Source organism: Streptomyces sp. DSM 116793 (assembly GCF_057320905.1).
In genome coordinates this window covers 6708401-6725194 of record NZ_CM170494.1, presented here as the reverse complement: position 1 = coordinate 6725194, position 16794 = coordinate 6708401, and the positions used below count along the sequence as shown (strand labels likewise).

Below are 16794 nucleotides of genomic sequence, written 5' to 3'. Positions count from 1 at the left end.
GGCCCACCGCCGGCGGGCGGTTGCCCGCGCGGGTGTCCCCGCGCCCCTCGATGGGTGCCGGTGGCCGCAGGGCCACCGCCGATGCGACGTCTCCGCGAGGTCCGCGGATCACAGGCGGGCGAGCGGCGGGCCCGCGCCCCGCGGGGCGCCGGGAACTGCGCGTCCGGCCACGGCGAAGCGCGCACGCGGGCACACGTCAGGAACCACCGCGGCGAGCCGGCCCACCACGAGCCACCGTACGAGGGGTCAGATCACCGTGCCGCTCGCCGACGCGCCGGACGGCGGCACGTCCGAGCCGCTGGGGGTCCCGGCGGTGGTGCCGGGCGCCGGGCCGCTCGCCGAGTCCGAGGCGCCGGGGGGCGGCGGGTCGTCCGGCGACGGGCTGGACGGCGGATCGCTGGGCGACTGGGACGGCGGCTTCGAGGTCGGCGGCCGGCTCGTCGGGGGCGTATGGGTGGGCGTACGCGTGGGCGGCTTGCTCGTCGGCCGGTGCGACGGGGACGTGGAGGCCGTGTGCCGCCCGGCGCCGGCGCCACCCGGTGCCCTGCTGGTGGCACCGGAGTCGCCGGGCGTCGGGCTGTCCGAGGCGCTCGGGGTGCCGCTGGTGCCGGAACGGCTCGGGGCCGGTGCGCCGCTGCTGGAGCTGGACGGCGGCTCGTCGGCGGCGACGCCGCCGCCGCCGTCGTCCTGGCTCATGGCCGGGTCGGGGCCGACCTTGGTGGCCGGCTTGTCGTGGTTGTCCGAGGTGACGCCGAGGGTGACGACCGTGCCGAGCACGGCGGCGAGCACGGCGCCGGCGCTCGCGGCTACCACGTTGCGCCGGGTGTTCTTCCCCACCGCCCGGTGGCCGGGCGACCGCCCGCCGGGGCCGTCGTCCCGCGCCGCGCTCCGGTGCCCCACCAGGGTGGTGGTGCCGTCTCCCGCCGGATAGCCCGGCGTGGCCGCGGTGTGCGGCGAGTCGTCGTCGCGCTCGGGCCGGCCGGCGGCGGGCAGCCGGGCGGTGAGGGCGGAGCCGCTGGGCACCGCCGGCAGTTCGGCGGTCACGGGCTCGCCGTGGGCCGCGGGCGTGGCGGGCAGGCGCACGGTCAGGGCGGACCCGAAGGACGTCTGGGGGGCGGTGGGCGGCGTCGCGTCCGTCGTCGTGGGGGCCACGGGCAGCCCTGGGGCGGCGCCCGGCGCTCCGGGGGTGCCGCCGGCCGTCTGGGACCCGGTCGGTCCTGGCGGCAGCGCCAGGGGGCCGGAGCGGTCCGTCACCAGGGCGAGGGCGCGGCGGCCGGCGACGGTGCCGCGTTTGTCGGCGAGCGCGCCGCGCAGCCCGATGGAGGCTTCGAGTTCGGCGCGGGCCCGGTCGAGCCGGCCGAGGCAGAGCGCGAGGACGCCCAGCTCATGGTGGAAGTAGGCCTCTTCCGCGACCTCGCCGGAGCGGCGGGCAGCCTCCTGGCCGGAGCGCAGCGCACGTTCCCAGACGCCCCAGTCGAGGGCGGCCGCGAAGGCCGGTGCGGCGGTGCGGGCCACCCGGACGGCGAGGCTGGGCTGGCCGTCGGCGGTGTGGTGGGGGGTGGTGCGCGGGATCAGGGCGGCGAGGGTGGCGAGGACGGCGTCCGCCTCGGCCAGCACCCGTTCGGGGCCGACCGACGGGTGCCCGGCCCACCAGGCGTAGTGCTCCCCCGCGGTGCGGGCGCGTTCGTCGGCGTCGTCGGCGAAACCGACGGCCTCCAACTGTGCCTGGACGCCCGCCGCGAGGCGGTAGCGGTTGCCGACGGGGGTGATGAGCCCGCCGGCCAGCAGTTCCGCCAGGGCGGCGTCCGCCCGCGGGTCGGAGAGCAGCGCGGGCAGCTGGGCGCGGTGCGGCACCTCACCGCCGAGGGCGACGGCGAACCGCAGCGTGGCCCGGGCTGACGCGCTGAGCAGGGAGGCGAGCAGCGCCACGGGCGCGGAGCCCTCGGCGAGCGAGGGCAGCGGCAGCTTCGCCGCGGGCGCGCCGGGCCCTGCCGCGCCCGGCTCGGCGCGGAGCTGGTCGCGGCGCCGCAGCAGGGCGCCGGCCTGGACGAAGCGGGCCGGCAGCCCCCCGGACTCGAACCACAGGTCGGCGGCCCACTCCGTCTCCTCCTCGGTGAGGTCGCGGTCGACGGTGTGCCGCAGCAGCGCCATGCCGCCGTCGCGGCCCAGGCCGCCGAGGAAGACCTCCTCCAGGTGCGAGTCCGGCGAGGGTGCGGCCACCTCGGGCGTGGTGGCCAGCACGAAGGCGCATTCGGGGGTGGCGTCGAGGAGCTCGTCGAGTGCGGCGCCGCCGAACTCCAGGTCGTCCAGGACGACCACGGCGCCTATCTCGCGGATCAGTTCACCCCGGAGTGTCCCGTCCGGGCGGTGCAGGTCGCTGCGGTAGACGGCGCGGAACAGGTCGTGCAGCAGGTCCTTGACGGTGCGCCGGTGGCCGGAGAGCCGGATCACGCCGTCCGGGGCAAGGCCGGCGCAGTCCTCGGCGATCACGTCCAGCAGGGCGCTGCGACCGGATCCGGACGGTCCGGTGAGCCGCACGGAGCGGCCGCGGGAGAGCAGCCGCCCGAGCCGGGCGCGCTCCTCGTCGCGCTCCAGCAGCGGGGGCCGGGGCAGCAGGGGGCCCTGCGGCAGCGGCGGCCGGGCGGCACGGGCCAGTTCGGCCCGCTCCGTAGCGGGCCGCTTGACGGGGCGGGGCGGGCGGCGGTCCGGCGGGCAGGGCTCGACCTCGCTGCCGTCCACCGGGTTGACGGTGACGAGCAGGTCGCCGGAGACCAGCCGGACGGCGCGGGCGGGACGCTGCGCGGTGGTGCCGGATACGGGCACGAGCGCGCTGCCCGGGGTGCCTGTGCCCGGCGCCGGGTCGTCGCCGGGCAGGCCGTCGCCGGGTAGACCGCGGCCGGTGGGGGTGGGTCTGCCTGCGGGGTCGCCCGTCGGACCACGGTGGTCCTCGGGTCCGCGGTTCATCGGATCCATGGTGAATGCCCCCAAGAGCGTTGTGTGCCGAGCCCTCTCGGCCGTGGTGCACACCGCGCTGTCGCTGCGGGTCCGGTGCCCGCTGCCTGGTTCCGTCCACACAACGGGTCACCGCACCTTAGAGGGTCACCCGACGGGCGGGACATCCGGGGTACCGTACCGCCCGAGTCCTCATGGTCTCGCCCGGATCATCCCGATCCCGAAGCAACCCTTGTGTGCCCCGCACCCCGTCAGGGGCGCGGGGAACTGCGCGAGACCGGCCGCGATGCGCCTGCGGCGGGGCGCCGGGGCGCCGGGGCGCCGGGGCGCCGGGCCGAGCCTCGTGCGGTCGGTCGCTCGGTCGCTCGGCCACCGGCCGGTGGGGCTTGGCGCGTGGCTCCCCGCGCCCCTTTGCGGCACCGGGGCGGAGCCCGGGGGCCCGCGACCGGAGAGGTGCCTACACGGCGGGCCTACACACGCGGCAGGGACTCGAGTCCGATGCCGCCCTCGATGGCGAGAATCCGGTGCAACCGAGTGGCGACGAGCAACCGCTGCATCTGCGGCGGCACATCCCGCAGCACGAGCCGACGCCCGCACCGCCCCGCTCTGCGGTGCACGCCCATGATGACGCCGAGCCCCGTGGCATCCCAGGAGTCCAGCTCTGACAGGTCGAGCACCAGGTCACCGGCGCCGTCGTCGACGGCCGAGTGCAGGACCGTACGGGCGTCCGCCGCGCTGCGGACGTCGAGGCGGCCCCCGACGACCAGCTCGGTGTGGTCGCCCCTGATGTGCATATGCGCTCCCCGAGAGTGGTGGTGTGTGCGTGTGGTCGTGTGCCGTTTCGTCCCTGTGGTCTGCCTGCACGGGCCGCGTGGTCCGGGCGGTCCGCATGGGGTCACGCGGGGCCCGGGGCCGTCGGCCGGCCGGGCCGTGCGGCGGTGTGCCGGCTGCCGTGTCCCGTGCCGGCCGGGCGGCGTGACCTGTCGTCATGTCACTGCAACTGACGGCCGCGCGGACACGGGAGTTGCTGGTTGTAAGCGAACCGATACCGAATTCACCCCACGGGGTGATCGTGGGGTTGACATCCGGCGTCGGCTCCACCCGGATCCCGCTCGGGAGAGCGGGGTCCGGGCGGGATGGTTCAGTGCGGATAGAAGCCCTGACCGCTCTTGCGGCCGATGTCGCCGGCGTCGACCATCCGGCGCATCAGCTCTGGCGGGGCGAACTTCTCGTCCTGGGTCTCGGTGTAGATGTTCTCGGTGGCGTGCAGCAGGATGTCGACACCGGTGAGGTCGGCCGTGGCGAGCGGCCCCATGGCGTGGCCGAAGCCCAGCTTGCAGGCCGTGTCGATGTCCTCGGCGGTGGCCACGCCGGACTCGTAGAGCCGGGCGGCCTCGACGACGAGCGCCGAGATCAGCCGGGTGGTGACGAAGCCCGCCACGTCACGCCGCACCACGATGCAGGTCTTGCCGACGGACTCGGCGAACTCACGTGCGGTGGCGAGGGTTTCGTCGCTGGTCTTCAGGCCCCGCACCAGTTCGCAGAGCTGCATCATCGGCACCGGCGAGAAGAAGTGCGTGCCCACCACGCGCTCCGGGCGGGTGGTGGCCGCCGCGATCTTGGTGATGGGGATGGCGGAGGTGTTGGAGGCGAGCACGGTGTCGTCCCGCACCAGCTTGTCGAGTGCGCGGAAGATCTCGTGCTTGACGTCCAGCTTCTCGAACACGGCCTCCACGACGACGTCCGCGTCCGCGGCGGCGTCCAGATCGGTGGTCGTGGTGATCCTGGCGAGCGCCGCGGCGGCGTCGTCCGCGGTCATTCTGTCCTTGGCGACGAACTTGTCGTACGACGCCTTGATGCCGTCGGTGCCACGGGTGAGGGCGACGTCGGTGATGTCCCGCAGCACGACGTCCCAGCCCGCCGCGGCGGAGACCTGCGCGATTCCGGACCCCATCAGTCCGGCGCCGACGACGGCGAGCTTGCGTGCCACTGTGTGACTCCCCTGTCCGTACTGCCGCCGGCACGGCCCCGTTGCCGCACCAGGACGTCGTTGACGCCGGGACGTCATTGACGTGTGCAGGACCCTAGCGTCCGAAGGGCCGCGATGGGGCGTGACGAGATGCGTGTCACGTCCCTCCTGACACACATCACACTGCTGCCGGGCGCCGTGGACTCATTCCCGGCCGCGTACCGCGTAGTTGAGTACGGTTTCGCTCAGGATGTCCTCCGCGGCGTCCAGCAGGAGCAGTACCTCGCGGGAGACCTCCTCCGGGGCGCGTCCCGCCACCATCTCACGGCCGATGGCGCCCATGACGGTCTGGTGGAGCCAGTTGAGCTGCCCGGCGATCAGGGTGGGCATCGGGTCGTCCGGCGGCGCGCCGCTCTCCTCGCGCAGCGTCTGCTCCACGTTCTCGAAGACCGTCTGGCCGACGACCCACAGCCGGGACTTGAGCGTGGGGGCGTCGTGCACCACCCGCATGAACCGCTCGTAACCCTTGACCAGGCCGACCCGGGGCGAGACCGCCTCCACCTCGTCGCGCAGCTCGCGCAGCACGGCACGGGCCGCGGACTCTCCCGCGTCCCGCCCGCGCACCCAGCGCGAGAGGCGGTCCACCACTCCGGACATCCGGTCGAGGAAGAGGTCCTCCTTGGCCGGGAAGTAGTTGTAGACCGTGTTCACGGAGACGTTGGCGGCCTCGGCCACCTCGGCGACGGTGACCGCGTCGAAGCCGCGCTCCAGGAACAGGCCGGTCGCGACATCCGAGATGTACTGCCTGGTCTGCCGCTTCTTGCGCTCCCTGAGTCCCTCTGCCATGCCGCCATCGTACGTTCACTGGAGGCTGTTGATTTTTGGGGTCATTGCAATTTTGATGCTTCTCTGTTTTTCTGTGATGCATGCCGATCCTCAGCGCGTCCGGGCTGGCCCGGACCTTCCACACCAAACGCGGGCCCGTGGAGGCCGTGCGCGGTATCGACCTCTCCGTGGCGGCCGGCGAGATCCTCGGCTTCCTCGGTCCGAACGGCGCCGGCAAGACCACCACGCTCCGGATGCTCACCACCCTCCTCGCCCCCACCGGCGGCACCGCCACCGTCGCAGGGTGCGACCTGGCGAAGGACCCCGCGGGCGTGCGCGCCAGGTGCGGGTACGTGGCGCAGTTCGGCGGCGTCGACCCGAACGTCCTGGTGCGCGAGGAGCTGATCACGCAGGGCCGGCTCTACCGGCTGCCGAAGGCGGAGGCGGCGGCGCGCGCCGAGGAGTTGGCGCGCGACCTGGGCCTGACCGGCCTGCTCGACCGCAGGTGCGGGGCGCTCTCCGGCGGCCAGCGGCGCCGGCTCGACATCGCGATGGGGCTCACCCACCGCCCCCGGGTGCTCTTCCTCGACGAGCCGACCACCGGCCTCGACCCCGCCAGCCGCGCCGACCTGTGGGACCTGGTGCGCCGGCTGCGCGACGAGCACGGCACGACGATCTTCCTGACCACGCACTACCTGGACGAGGCGGACGCCCTCGCGGACCGCCTTGTGGTCGTCGACGAGGGCGCCGTCGCCGCCGAGGGCACGCCGAGCGCGCTCAAGCTCCGGTACGGCGGGGCGATCGACGCCAGCCTCCAGGACACCTTCCTCGCCATCACCGGGCGCGGCCCGGCGCCCACCGAGTCCGCCCCCGTCGCCGTCTAGTGCCCCGGCAGGCAGCCGACCCGGCGCCCAACCGGACGTTGCACAACCACCGCCGTCGCCGTACGGCCCCGTCACCGTCACCACAGAGGACCCACCGATGCCGGCCCTGCTCTCCGACACCTCACTGATCTTCGGGCGCTACGCCCGGCAGACCCTCGGCTCCCGCTTCCAGATGCTCTTCGGCATGCTGATGCCGCTGCTGTACCTGTTCTTCTTCGGCCCGCTCCTCACCGGCCTGCCGCTCGGCTCGCGGGGCAGTTCCTGGCAGGTGCTCGTGCCCGGCCTGCTGCTGCAACTCGCGCTCTTCGGCGGGACGTTCGCCGGCTTCTCCCTCATCATCGAGAAGAGCACCGGTGTGCTGGAGCGGATGCGGGTCACCCCGGTCAGCCGTCTCGCCATGCTGCTCGGCCGCACCCTGCGGGACACCGCCCTCTTCGTCTGCCAGGCGGTGCTGCTGGTGCTCGCCGCGGTCGCCATGGGCCTTCGGGCACCGCTCGCCGGGGTGCTGCTCGGCTTCCTCTTCGTGGCACTGCTGACCGTCGCGCTCTCCGCCCTGTCGTACGCGCTGGCGTTGCGGGTGCGCACGCCCCAGGAGTTCGCTCCCGTGGTCAACGCGGTCGCGATGCCCTCGATGCTGCTGTCCGGGCTGATGCTGCCGATGGCGCTTGGCCCCGGCTGGCTCGACGTGCTCTCCCGCTGCATGCCGCTGCGCTACCTGGTCGACGCGGTGCGGGACGCCTACGTGGGCCGGTACGCCACGGCCGCCGTGCTGTACGGGACGCTGGTGGCCGTGGGCTTCACGGCCCTGGCGCTCACCGTGGGGACCCGGGTGTTCCGCAGGGCGGGGGCGTAGCGGGGGGCTGCGCGGGGCGGCCTGGGCCGTGTCCGGCGGATCTTCGCGGTACACGGCCCGGTGCTGTGACCGGGAAGGTTTACCGGTCACAGCACTAGGCTGGGGCCCATGGTCAGGCTGACGCGCATTTACACCAGGACCGGCGACCAGGGCACCACGGCCCTGGGGGACATGAGCCGCACCGCCAAGACGGACCTCAGGATCGCGGCCTACGCCGACGCCAACGAGGCCAACGCCGTCATCGGCACGGCGATCGCGCTCGGGCAGCTCGACGAGGAGCTGGTGAAGGTTCTCGTCCGCGTGCAGAACGACCTGTTCGACGTGGGCGCGGACCTGTCCACGCCGGTCGTGGCGGAGCCGGAGCACCCGCCGCTGCGGGTCGAGCAGTCCTACGTCGACCGCCTGGAGGAGGACTGCGACCGCTTCAACGCCTCCCTGGGCAAGCTGAAGAGCTTCATCCTGCCCGGCGGCGCGCCCGGCGCGGCGCTGCTGCACCACGCGTGCACCGTCGTGCGCCGCGCGGAGCGCTCCACCTGGGCGGCGATGGAGGTGCACGGTGAGACGATGAACCCGCTCACGGCCACCTATCTGAACCGCCTCTCCGACCTGCTGTTCATCCTCGCGCGGACCGCGAACCGGGAGACGGGCGACGTGCTGTGGGTGCCGGGCGGCGATCGCTGACCGGCTCCCCTGCGGGCGGCCGCTTCTTTGGCCAGATCAGGTACGTGAGAGCGATCACACCGTGCAGCCCGACCATCCGTACGGTCACCAGCTGCCACTGCCTCAGCGGTGCGGTGCCGCCCGCCGAGCCGACGTACCAGACGGCGGCCTGGAGCAGCGCGCACGCCACGGCGGCGCCGAGCACCGTGCGCAGCCAGATCCGGCCCTCGTACCGGGCCCGCGCCCTGCCGTACCGCGGCGGCTTCGCCGGCGGCGGCCCGCCGAGGAAGCGGTGGTGCACACGGCCGTCCATCCACCGCACGGTGGAGCGGCCGTACGCCACCGTGTAGCCGAGGTAGACCGCGGCCAGGCCGTGCTTCCAGTCGGGCGCGGCGCCGTTTCCGAGGTCGACGGCGGTGGCGACCAGCAGGACGAGTTCGAGCACCGGCTCGACCAGCAGCACGGCGGCGCCCGTGCGGGGCATCCGCGCCGCGTACCGCAGCAGCAGGCCCGCTGCCAGCAGGACCCAGAACGCCACCTCACAGGCGACGACCAGTGCGACGACCACGCTTCCTCCTCTCCCGGGCCCGCTCGCCGGGCCCGCCCCCTGCGGTGCGCCAAGCCCCGGCGGGGGCGCAGCCGGACGAGCCTCCGGTCCCATGCGGACGCGGCCTGCGGTCCCATGCCGATGCGGCCGGCACCATGCCGATGCGCCTCCGGCACCGTGCGGATGGGCCCCGGTCCCGCGTGGACGGGGACTCGGTCCGGCGGGCACTCGGTCCGGCGGGCACTCGGTCCCGCCGGGCCTCGGTCCCGCGGGGACGGGCGCCGGAGCGGGTTCCGGACCCGCCGGCCGCCGGGGCCGGGGCCGGGGCCCGGTGCCCGCCGTCTCTCCAGGCTCCCGGGCGGACGGCCGCGAATCGTCGTCGGCGGTGACGAGACTCCGCCGGAGGCGACTGCACCCTTCGATGTACTGCGCCGGCCCCGAAGCTCCATCCAGGGGACCAGGCGCTCCGGGGGCGGGACATGCTGGGATGGACGCATGGTCCTGCCCGCACCGCGCGCCGCCCCGCGTGCCCTTGCCGCCCCGCCGCGCCCGCACCGCGACGACGTCCTCCTCGCTGCCGCCGGCCTGCTCAGCGGGCTGCTGCTGTGGGCGCTCGGGCTCTCCACACAGAGCGGCCGGCCGCTCGGCGGGGTGTGGATGCTGGTGCCGCTGACCGTGACCGCGGCCCTGGAGCTGCTGCGCAGGACCCACCCGCGAGCAGCCCTGGTCATCGGCACGGCCGCCGTCGTCACGGACCAGTTCACGCCCGGCAACATCGCCACGGTCCTGATGTTCACGGACCTCATGTACGCGGCCGTGGTGTACGGCACCCCGGTCCAGGCCCGCCGCATACCCATCGTCGGGGGCATGGTCACAGTGGGGCTGACCGTCGGGCTGCTCGCCTGGTGGCGGGTGCCGGAGGCGCTGCTCGTGGGGGTGGTGTGCGGACTGGTGTCGTTCGTGCCGGCCACCACCGGCGCGGTGGTGCGCAATCACCGGGACGCGGCGGAGACGGCGCGGCTGCGCGCGGAGCAGACGGCGCTGCTGGCCGAGGCCGACCGGGTCCAGGCCGTCACCGCCGAGCGCGCCCGGATGGCCCGCGAGCTGCACGACATGGTGGCGGGCCACCTCTCCGCGATCGCCATCCACTCGACCGCGGCGCTCACCCTGGACGACCCGGGCACCACCCGTGACGCGCTCGCCGTCATCCGCGAGAACAGCGTCGAGGGCCTGGCCGACATGCGCCGCCTGATCGGGCTCCTGCGGGACTCCGGCGGCGAGCAGGGCGCCGCGCCCGCGCCCACCCTGGACGGGGTGGACGCGCTGGTCTCGGGCGCCCGCGCCAACGGCCTGGACGTCCACCTCGCGGACGTCCCCGCACCGGGCACCCGGCTGCCTGCGCCGGTCGAGCTGGCCGCCTACCGCATCGTCCAGGAGTCCCTGACCAACGCCCTCAAGCACGCGGCGCCCGGCCGGGTCACGGTCGCGCTCGGCCTTGGCAGGGGTGCGCTGACGGTCCGGATCAGCAGCCCGTACGGGCAGGCGGCCGGTCCGCGGGCGCCGGGTTCCGGGGCGGGCCTGGTCGGCATGGAGGAGCGGGTCGCCCTGCTGGGCGGCACCTTCCGGGCCGGACCGGAGGACGCGGGACTGTGGACGGTGTCGGCGACCCTTCCGGTGACCGCCGGGGAGGCACCCGAGGCGGAGGGGACGGGCTCGCGGACGGCGGGGGTGGAGGCGGCGGAGGTGAAGGCGGCGGAGGTGGAGACCGCGGGCGCGAAGACCGCGCGGGCCCAGAGGGCAGGTGCGGAGCGCGCACGGGTGCGGGCCGCGGGCGCTCGGGTGTCCGGCGGAGGGGGAGCGGAGAGATGACGATTCGCGTTCTGGTCGCGGAGGACCAGTCGGCCGTGCGGGCCGGGCTCGTCCTCATCCTGCGCAGTGCGCCGGACATCGAGGTGGTCGGCGAGGCCGGGGACGGGGAGCGGGCGGTGGCGCTGGCCCGTGCGCTCCGGCCCGATCTGGTCCTGATGGATGTGCAGATGCCGCGCCTCGACGGGGTCGCGGCGACCCGTCAGGTGGTCGCCGAGCGGCTCGCCGATGTGCTCGTGCTGACCACCTTCGACCTGGACGAGTACGTCTTCGGCGCGCTGCGCGCGGGGGCGGCGGGGTTTCTGCTGAAGAACGCGGAGGCTCATGAATTGCTGGCGGCGGTACGGACGGTGGCCCGGGGCGAGGGCACGGTGGCGCCGGCGGTCACGCGCCGGCTCCTCGCGGAGTTCGCCGGGCAGGCCGCGCGTGAGGAGGCGGTGCCGGACCGGTCCGTTCTGGACGCGCTGACGCGCCGCGAGCGGGAGGTTCTGTCGTGCCTCGGTGAGGGTCTTTCCAATGCGGCGATCGCCGCTCGCCTGGCCATGGCGGAGGCGACGGTGAAGACGCATGTGAGTCGGCTTCTTGGCAAGCTGGGGCTGCACAGCCGCGTCCAGGCGGCGGTCCTGGCTCAGGAACTCGGCGTCTGATCCCCCACCCGCCCGCCGTCGTGAGCGGCGCCCCCGGGTCGCGCGGTTCCCCGCGCCCCTACCCGGCGCCCTTCGCCGTAAGGCTGCCCCCGAAAAGGGGCGCGGGGACTGCGCGAGCAACCACAACGCACAGAGAGCGAAAGAGCGGCAGAAGCCCCCACCCACCCAGGGGCGCGGGGAAACCGCGCAAGAAAACCGGTGGACGGACAGCCGAAGAACCACAGGAACGCACCCGATCAAGGGGCGCGGGGAACCGCGCGAGCAAGTGCCAGCGCGCAGGCGGCCGGAGAACGACAGAAGCGCCCCATCAGGGGCGCGGGGAACTGCGCAAAAAAGGTGCCGCGGGGAAACCGCGTGGAGGGAGCGACCGGCTAGGCGACGTTGACGCGTTGGCCGGGAGGCGCGGCCTCCAGCCACGCGAGGAACCCGGTCAACGCATCCTCACTCATCGCCAACTCCAACCGCACCCCCCGATGCACACAGGAGAGCACGATCGCGTCGGAGAGCAGCGCCAGCTCCTCCTCCCCCTCGGGAGTCCGCCGCCCCTCCACCTCGATGACCCCCCGCTCCAGGGTCCGCCGGGGCCGCGGCGCATAGGAGAAGACGCGGAACCACTCCACACAGTCGCCGTTGTACCGGGCGATGCCATACGCCCAGCCCTTGCCGCTGGGCACTCCGGCGCCGCCGACCAAGTCGCCCTCCCCGGAAGCCGGCGCACCGTCACGCGACGGCGGTGCCGGGACGTTCCAGCGCAGGCTGCAGTCGAACGTCCCCCCGGACCGCTGGATCAGCCTGCGCCGCACCCCGAAGGCGAGCAGCCCGAGCACGACCAGCGCGACCACCGCGATACCGCACACCACCACAGCGAGGATCACCGGCACCGACCTCCTCGCCTCGTAGGTAACGGAACGACTCTGCTTGATCCCTCATTGCCTCAGCCGCGACCCGGTCCGGAGTGCTCCGGACCTGGCCGCGGCTGAGCCACAGCATTGTGCACCGGGGGAGTCAGCGCACCGCCACCGCCCGCAGCCGGACGTCGGCGCGCCGCTCGGCCGACGCGTCCGCCTCGGACTTGGCGCGCTCCAGCGCCCGCTCCGCACGCTGGACGTCGATCTCGTCCGACAGCTCGGCGACCTCGGCCAGCAGCGACAGCTTGTTGTCGGCGAAGGAGATGAAACCGCCGTGCACCGCGGCGACGACCGTCCCTCCCTCGCTGGTACGGATGGTCACCGGGCCCGACTCCAGCACACCGAGCAGCGGCTGGTGACCGGGCATGACGCCGATGTCACCGGACGAGGTGCGCGCGACGACCAGGGTCGCCTCGCCCGACCAGACCTGACGGTCGGCGGCGACCAGCTCGACATGCAGCTCAGCGGCCAAGGGTGGCTCCTCGGGTCACCACCCGGCGGTTGTGCCGGGTGTGGTTCGAATTCTAGTGGTCTGGTGATGGGGCGTAGGACAGGGGGCGGGTCAGTCCCACGGATGATCGGGATCGTCCGTGGGATGCGCCCGCCCCCTGTCACAACGAACCGGTCAGGAGACGCCGAGTTCCTTGGCGTTCTTCTTGAGGTCCTCGATGCCGCCGCACATGAAGAAGGCCTGCTCGGGGAAGTGGTCGTACTCGCCGTCGCAGATCGCGTTGAACGCCGCGATCGACTCGTCGAGCGAGACGTCCGAGCCCTTGACGCCGGTGAACTGCTCGGCGACGTGGGTGTTCTGCGACAGGAAGCGCTCCACCCGGCGGGCGCGGTGCACGACGAGCTTGTCCTCCTCGCCGAGCTCGTCGATACCGAGGATGGCGATGATGTCCTGGAGGTCCTTGTACTTCTGCAGGATCGTCTTGACGCGCATGGCGGCGTCGTAGTGGTCCTGGCTGATGTAGCGCGGGTCCAGGATGCGGGACGTGGAGTCCAGCGGGTCCACCGCCGGGTAGATGCCCTTCTCGGAGATCGGACGGGAGAGCACCGTCGTCGCGTCCAGGTGGGCGAAGGTGGTGGCCGGCGCCGGGTCGGTCAGGTCGTCCGCGGGCACGTAGATCGCCTGCATGGAGGTGATCGAGTGACCGCGGGTGGAGGTGATGCGCTCCTGGAGGATGCCCATCTCGTCGGCGAGGTTCGGCTGGTAGCCCACCGCGGACGGCATACGGCCGAGCAGCGTGGAGACCTCGGACCCGGCCTGGGTGAAGCGGAAGATGTTGTCGATGAAGAACAGCACGTCCTGGCGCTGCTCGTCCCGGAAGTACTCCGCCATGGTCAGACCCGCCAGCGCGACCCTCAGACGGGTGCCCGGCGGCTCGTCCATCTGGCCGAAGACCAGCGCGGTCTTGTCGATGACGCCGGACTCGGTCATCTCGTCGATGAGGTCGTTGCCCTCACGGGTGCGCTCGCCGACGCCCGCGAAGACGGAGACGCCCTCGTGGTTGTTGGCGACGCGGTAGATCATCTCCTGGATGAGCACGGTCTTGCCGACGCCGGCGCCGCCGAACAGGCCGATCTTGCCGCCTCGCACATACGGGGTCAGCAGGTCGATGACCTTGATGCCCGTCTCGAACATCTCGGTCTTCGACTCCAGCTGGTCGAAGCTGGGCGCCTTGCGGTGGATGGGCCACCGCGTGGTGATGTTGGCGTTCTCCTCGGGGACGTTCAGCACCTCGCCGACGGTGTTGAACACCTTGCCCTTGGTGAAGTCGCCGACCGGCACGGTGATGCCCTCGCCGGTGTTCACGACGGGCGCCTGGCGGACCAGGCCGTCGGTGGGCTGCATGGAGATGGCGCGCACCAGGCCGTCGCCCAGGTGCTGGGCGACCTCCAGGGTCAGCGTCTTCCGCTCGCCCTCGCGGGCCGGGTCGGCCACCTCGACGTGCAGGGCGTTGTAGATGTCCGGCATCGCGTCGACGGGGAACTCCACGTCGACGACCGGGCCGATGACCCGGGCGACGCGGCCCGTAGCCGTCGCGGTCTCAACAGTGGTGGTCATTATTTGTCACTCCCCGCGGTCGCGTCGGCCAGCGCACTGGAGCCACCGACGATCTCGCTGATTTCCTGGGTGATTTCGGCCTGGCGGGCCGCGTTGGCCAGCCGGGAGAGGGTCTCGATCAGCTCTCCGGCGTTGTCGGTCGCCGACTTCATGGCGCGCCGGGTCGCGGCGTGCTTGGAGGCGGCCGACTGCAGCAGCGCGTTGTAGACCCTGCTCTCCACGTAGCGCGGCAGCAGGGCGTCGAGCACGCCCTCCGCGGACGGTTCGAACTCGAACAGCGGCCTGGCCTTGGTCGCCGCCTGCGGCGGGCCCTCGGTCCCGGCGCCCTCCGAGCCGCCCTCCATGGCCCCGGAGCTGACCGCGTCCAGGCTGAGCGGCAGCAGTCGCCGGTCGACCGGCGTCTGCGTCAGCATGGAGACGAACTCCGTGAACACGATGTGCAGCTCGTCGACGCCGCCCTCGGCGGTGTCCTGTGTGATCGCCTCGATCAGCGGGTCGGCGACCTGCTTGGCGTCCGCATAGCTGGGGTCGTCCGTGAAGCCCGTCCAGGACTGGGCGATCGGGCGCTCGCGGAACTGGAAGTAGGCGACGCCCTTGCGGCCGACGATGTAGGTGACGACCTCCTTGCCCTCGCCGCGCAGCCGCTGCGTGAGCTGCTCCGCGCCCTTGATGGCGTTGGCGTTGTAGCCGCCGGCCAGACCGCGGTCGCTGGTGAGCAGCAGGACCGCGGCGCGGCGCGGCTGCTCCGCCTCCGTGGTGAGCGGATGCCTGGCGTTCGAACCGGTCGCCACCGCCGTGACCGCGCGGGTGAGCTCGGTCGCGTAGGGGGTGGAGGCCGCCACCTTGCGCTGCGCCTTGACGATGCGCGAGGCGGCGATCATCTCCATCGCCCGGGTGATCTTCTTGGTCGCGGAGACGGACCGGATGCGACGCTTGTAGACCCGGAGCTGCGCTCCCATGAGTCAGGTCCCTTCGGTCGTCACTCGGCGGCGGCAGCGGACGTGTCGTCGCCGAGCAGCTTGCCGTCCGAGGTTTCGAACTGCTTCTTGAACGCGTCCACCGCCTCGGAGATCTTCTGGATCGTCTCGTCGGACATCTTTCCGCCCTCGACGATGGCCGTCATCAGCGGCTTGTGCTCGCGGTGCAGGTAGTCCAGCAGCTCCCGCTCGAAGCGGCGGATGTCGCCGACGGGGACGTCGTCCATCTTGCCGTTGGTGCCGGCCCAGATGGAGACGACCTGGTCCTCGGTGGGGTACGGGGCGTACTGGGCCTGCTTCAGCAGCTCGACCATGCGCTGGCCCCGGCCCAGCTGGGCCTTGGACGCGGCGTCCAGGTCGGAGCCGAAGGCGGCGAACGCCTCCAGCTCGCGGTACTGGGCGAGGTCCACGCGGAGCCGTCCGGAGACCTGCCGGATGGCCTTGTGCTGCGCGGAGCCACCGACCCGGGAGACCGAGATACCGACGTTCAGGGCGGGGCGTACGCCCGCGTTGAACAGGTCGGACTCCAGGAAGCACTGGCCGTCGGTGATGGAGATGACGTTGGTCGGGATGAACGCCGAGACGTCGTTGGCCTTGGTCTCGACGATCGGCAGGCCGGTCATCGAGCCGGCACCCATGTCGTCGGAGAGCTTGGCGCAGCGCTCCAGCAGCCGGGAGTGCAGGTAGAAGACGTCACCCGGGTAGGCCTCGCGGCCCGGCGGGCGGCGCAGCAGCAGGGAGACCGCGCGGTAGGCGTCGGCCTGCTTGGACAGGTCGTCGAAGATGATCAGGACGTGCTTGCCCTGGTACATCCAGTGCTGGCCGATGGCGGAGCCGGTGTAGGGCGCCAGGTACTTGAAGCCCGCCGGGTCCGACGCCGGGGCGGCGACGATGGTGGTGAACTCCAGCGCGCCGGCCTCTTCCAGGGCGCCGCGCACGGACGCCACGGTCGAGCCCTTCTGGCCGATGGCGACGTAGATGCAGCGGACCTGCTTCTTCGGGTCGCCGGAGCGCCAGTTGTCGCGCTGGTTGATGATCGTGTCGACGGCCAGGGCGGTCTTGCCGGTCTGGCGGTCGCCGATGATCAGCTGGCGCTGGCCGCGGCCGATCGGGGTCATGGTGTCGACGGCCTTGTAGCCCGTCTCCATCGGCTCGTGCACCGACTTGCGCTGCATCACGGAGGGTGCCTGCAGCTCAAGGGGGCGGCGGCTCTCGGACTGGATCTCCCCGAGGCCGTCGATCGGGTTGCCGAGCGGGTCGACCACGCGGCCGAGGTAGCCCTCGCCCACGGGGACGGAGAGCACCTCGCCGGTGCGGCTGACCGGCTGGCCCTCCTCGATGCCGCCGAACTCGCCGAGGACGATCGCACCGATCTCGCGCTCTTCGAGGTTGAGCGCGAGGCCGAGGGTGCCGTCCTCGAACCTCAGCAGTTCGTTGGCCATGGCCGAGGGCAGTCCCTCGACCTTGGCGATGCCGTCACCGGCCTCGGTGACGGTCCCGACCTCCTCGCGGGAGGCCGCGTCCGGCTGGTACGACTGGACGAAGTTCTCCAGCGCGTCCCGGATCTCCTCCGGCCGGATCGTAAGCTCCGCCATCTGAGTTTCCTGCTCTCCTTGTTGGGCCCGACGTCTGGGGGTC

Annotated in this window: 15 protein-coding genes; 5 read left to right on the top strand and 10 right to left on the bottom strand. The window is 72.9% G+C overall.

Features of this window, described 5'->3' with window-relative positions:
• Nucleotides 1–246: 246 nt before the first annotated feature.
• The 4 genes from ACSMXW_RS26450 to ACSMXW_RS26435 form a co-directional block, all read right to left on the bottom strand.
• Entirely contained in the window at nt 247–2973 is a 2727-nt protein-coding gene (locus tag ACSMXW_RS26450; RefSeq protein WP_485799908.1) for an ATP-binding protein, read from the bottom strand.
• Between the two features lie 449 nt (nt 2974–3422).
• Nucleotides 3423–3746, bottom strand: coding sequence for an STAS domain-containing protein (locus ACSMXW_RS26445; protein ID WP_189933376.1), 324 nt, complete (start codon nt 3744–3746; stop codon nt 3423–3425).
• 347 nt (nt 3747–4093) lie between these two features.
• On the bottom strand, nt 4094–4942 hold the full coding sequence (locus ACSMXW_RS26440; RefSeq protein ID WP_485799907.1) for a 3-hydroxyacyl-CoA dehydrogenase family protein: 849 nt from the start codon (nt 4940–4942) through the stop codon (nt 4094–4096).
• A 183-nt stretch (nt 4943–5125) separates the two neighbouring features.
• Complete coding sequence (locus tag ACSMXW_RS26435; protein ID WP_485799905.1) at nt 5126–5767, bottom strand: TetR/AcrR family transcriptional regulator; 642 nt, start codon at nt 5765–5767, stop codon at nt 5126–5128.
• An 80-nt stretch (nt 5768–5847) separates the two neighbouring features.
• On the opposite strand from ACSMXW_RS26435, the gene ACSMXW_RS26430 reads away from it, so the two are divergent.
• The 3 genes from ACSMXW_RS26430 to ACSMXW_RS26420 all read left to right on the top strand — a co-directional run bounded on the left by ACSMXW_RS26430 (nt 5848) and on the right by ACSMXW_RS26420 (nt 8164).
• Nucleotides 5848–6630 (top strand): ABC transporter ATP-binding protein, encoded by a 783-nt coding sequence (locus tag ACSMXW_RS26430; RefSeq protein WP_485799903.1) that lies wholly within the window; start codon nt 5848–5850, stop codon nt 6628–6630.
• A 97-nt stretch (nt 6631–6727) separates the two neighbouring features.
• Nucleotides 6728–7483 carry an ABC transporter permease gene (locus ACSMXW_RS26425; protein WP_485799901.1) on the top strand — a complete coding sequence of 252 codons (756 nt, stop codon included), beginning with the start codon at nt 6728–6730 and terminating at the stop codon, nt 7481–7483.
• Nucleotides 7484–7591: 108 nt separating this feature from the next.
• Nucleotides 7592–8164, top strand: coding sequence for a cob(I)yrinic acid a,c-diamide adenosyltransferase (locus tag ACSMXW_RS26420; RefSeq protein WP_485799899.1), 573 nt, complete (start codon nt 7592–7594; stop codon nt 8162–8164).
• Here the strand turns inward: ACSMXW_RS26420 and ACSMXW_RS26415 are convergent.
• Nucleotides 8097–8711, bottom strand: a complete 615-nt coding sequence (locus ACSMXW_RS26415; RefSeq protein ID WP_485799897.1) for a hypothetical protein — start codon at nt 8709–8711, stop codon at nt 8097–8099. The two genes, ACSMXW_RS26420 and ACSMXW_RS26415, sit on opposite strands and share 68 nt — an antisense overlap.
• 474 nt (nt 8712–9185) lie before the next feature.
• Between ACSMXW_RS26415 and ACSMXW_RS26410 the strand changes: the two genes are divergently transcribed.
• Both ACSMXW_RS26410 and ACSMXW_RS26405 read left to right on the top strand, forming a co-directional pair.
• Nucleotides 9186–10559: a sensor histidine kinase gene (locus ACSMXW_RS26410; protein ID WP_485799896.1), complete on the top strand. Its 1374-nt coding sequence runs from the start codon at nt 9186–9188 to the stop codon at nt 10557–10559.
• Nucleotides 10556–11203 carry a response regulator gene (locus ACSMXW_RS26405; RefSeq protein ID WP_485799895.1) on the top strand — a complete coding sequence of 216 codons (648 nt, stop codon included), beginning with the start codon at nt 10556–10558 and terminating at the stop codon, nt 11201–11203. Before ACSMXW_RS26410 ends, ACSMXW_RS26405 begins: the two co-directional genes overlap by 4 nt.
• Before the next feature lie 371 nt (nt 11204–11574).
• Here ACSMXW_RS26405 and ACSMXW_RS26400 read toward each other — a convergent pair whose 3' ends face one another.
• The 5 genes from ACSMXW_RS26400 to atpA form a co-directional block, all read right to left on the bottom strand.
• Nucleotides 11575–12078 carry a DUF2550 domain-containing protein gene (locus ACSMXW_RS26400; RefSeq protein WP_485799894.1) on the bottom strand — a complete coding sequence of 168 codons (504 nt, stop codon included), beginning with the start codon at nt 12076–12078 and terminating at the stop codon, nt 11575–11577.
• A gap of 130 nt (nt 12079–12208) precedes the next feature.
• On the bottom strand, nt 12209–12583 hold the full coding sequence (locus tag ACSMXW_RS26395) for a F0F1 ATP synthase subunit epsilon (protein WP_485799893.1): 375 nt from the start codon (nt 12581–12583) through the stop codon (nt 12209–12211).
• A gap of 153 nt (nt 12584–12736) precedes the next feature.
• On the bottom strand, nt 12737–14179 hold the full coding sequence (gene atpD / locus ACSMXW_RS26390) for a F0F1 ATP synthase subunit beta (RefSeq protein ID WP_485799892.1): 1443 nt from the start codon (nt 14177–14179) through the stop codon (nt 12737–12739).
• Complete coding sequence (locus ACSMXW_RS26385; protein WP_485799891.1) at nt 14179–15138, bottom strand: F0F1 ATP synthase subunit gamma; 960 nt, start codon at nt 15136–15138, stop codon at nt 14179–14181. The genes atpD and ACSMXW_RS26385 overlap by 1 nt, the downstream gene beginning before the upstream one ends.
• 20 nt (nt 15139–15158) lie before the next feature.
• Nucleotides 15159–16751, bottom strand: coding sequence for a F0F1 ATP synthase subunit alpha (atpA, locus tag ACSMXW_RS26380; protein ID WP_485799890.1), 1593 nt, complete (start codon nt 16749–16751; stop codon nt 15159–15161).
• Between the last annotated feature and the right edge of the window lie 43 nt (nt 16752–16794).